The organism is Streptomyces sp. PKU-EA00015 (assembly GCF_013387495.1).
Classification (GTDB): domain Bacteria; phylum Actinomycetota; class Actinomycetes; order Streptomycetales; family Streptomycetaceae; genus Streptomyces.
The window spans coordinates 1-973 of record NZ_JABZEE010000131.1; the positions used below are offsets into that span (position 1 = coordinate 1).

Here is a 973-nt window from a genome sequence, read left to right on the forward strand (position 1 = left end):
GATCTCGGGCTTGAGCATGACGTCGACTACGACGCGAGCCACGGGCACTCCCGGTGGTGTGTTGCGAGGGCGGTTCCCTCAGCGTACCCGGCTCGAAAATCTACGCGAGTAGATACCTCGGGGCCCCGCAGCGAAATCCCGGATAAGAATCCCTGACGCCTTTGTGGCGGACACGCGCAGAATATTGCCGGGGCTTCACAATGCGTGGCCATCCGCTGTACAAAGGAATGCAGAGGAAAGCAGCATTGCCCCTCGTTGGCCGAAAAGCCGGTATCACCGCACGTCAGAACCGGTGATACCGCAGTGAAAGGACCGATATCCGTGGCTCAGCGAGTAGTGGTCACGCTCTCCGACGACATCGACGGAGGAGAAGCGGCGGAAACGGTCATGTTCGGCCTCGACGGGAAGTCGTACGAGATCGACCTCAATACGTCCAACGCAAAGAAACTGCGCAAGGCCCTGGCCCCGTACGTGGCAGCGGGCCGGAAGATGACGAACGTCACCAAGCGCGACAAGTCACGCGTCGCCTACCGGCACACCTCGCTCGAGCCGTCCCCGGCCGCCGTCCGTGCCTGGGCACAGTCGCGCAAGATGGACGTGCCGGCCCGGGGTCGCATCCCCAAGCGCGTCTACGAGGCGTTCCGCGAGGCCAGTTGAGCCGTCGGCCCGGGAGGCCGGCGCGCGGCGCCCGGACGCGGGCGGTGGCACAGCGAGTTGCACTGCACCCCTGGTGATCGGCTAGAGTCTGGAGCACGCCGAGGGGCAAGGCCCGAAAAGGCCCGGCCCACCGAGCATGCGGGTGTAGTTCAGTAGCAGAACATCCCCCTTCCAGGGGGAAGGCGCAGTGTGCAATTCCTGTCACCCGCTCTGCACCACTATTACCGTCCACCGATGTGGATCAGGTACAGTGGTGAACGCACCGCCCGGTGAGAGCCGAGCGGCAGCAATGCGGACGTGGCTCAGTTGGTAGAGC

The 973-nt window shown here is 64.3% G+C and carries 1 protein-coding gene and 1 tRNA gene; both read left to right on the forward strand.

Features of this window, described 5'->3' with window-relative positions; translation table 11 throughout:
* Nucleotides 1–321 precede the first annotated feature (321 nt).
* Nucleotides 322–657 carry an Lsr2 family protein gene (locus HW130_RS35195; RefSeq protein ID WP_177153821.1) on the forward strand — a complete coding sequence of 112 codons (336 nt, stop codon included), beginning with the start codon at nucleotides 322–324 and terminating at the stop codon, nucleotides 655–657.
* A gap of 138 nt (nucleotides 658–795) precedes the next feature.
* Nucleotides 796–867 (forward strand) — tRNA-Gly (locus HW130_RS35200).
* Nucleotides 868–973: the final 106 nt, after the last annotated feature.